The following is a 632-nucleotide window of genomic DNA, read 5'->3' as shown; positions in this document are numbered from 1 at the left end:
CTCCACGTTCTGAAACACTCTCGAATTCCTCCACTTGCTTTAGTTCAGGTGTCCATATAGGCACGATAACCAATTGAGCTAGTTTGTCGCCTTTATATATTTCGTAATAATCATTTATAGTAAAAGGTTTTTTCTTAGCATTATTTACAAAAGAATTTTCCATTTCTCCTTGTATATCAAAACACTGTTCGTTAGTTGTTAAATATACTTGTGCATCATTCTTGATATTAATCCCTAAATTGCCATGATATCCCGCGTCTATCTTGCCTGTTTCAATCACTAAATGCGTTTTACTACTTACACCACTACGGCTAGTTAATAGTCCGACATAGCCCTCTGGTATGCTTACAGCTACATCTGTTTTGATCACTGCCTTTTCTTGTGGCTCAAGTACGACAGTTTCAGCTGAGAATATGTCATAACCTGCATCCGTCTTATGATTTCGTTCGGGCATTCTAGCATTTTCTGATAATAGTTTTACTTGTAATGTGTTAGTCACTTTCCTGCTCCTCCTCATATTTATAGACCACTTGCCCCGTCATAATCCCTACTGCTTCATCAAGACCAATATCTTCTTTGAGTGCATCTTGCATAGCATTAGGTAAACCCTCAAGTATTTCATCAAACGCTTG

General features: G+C 37.7%; 2 protein-coding genes. Both read right to left on the bottom strand.

All coding sequences use genetic code 11. The annotated features are described in order from the left end of the window. Positions 1-499, bottom strand: a 499-nt coding sequence (locus tag IDG65_RS14120; RefSeq protein WP_061668805.1) for a dCTP deaminase domain-containing protein, incomplete at its 3' end; no start/stop codon positions are given. After that, positions 492-632, bottom strand: a 141-nt coding sequence (locus IDG65_RS14115) for a DUF1024 family protein (RefSeq protein ID WP_206174191.1), incomplete at its 5' end; no start/stop codon positions are given. The genes IDG65_RS14120 and IDG65_RS14115, both read right to left, overlap by 8 nt.

This window comes from Staphylococcus sp. EG-SA-17 (assembly GCF_017151845.1).
Lineage (GTDB): Bacteria > Bacillota > Bacilli > Staphylococcales > Staphylococcaceae > Staphylococcus > Staphylococcus aureus.
Note: the sequence above shows the minus strand (reverse complement) of the source record. Positions and strands in the feature narration are given on the sequence as shown.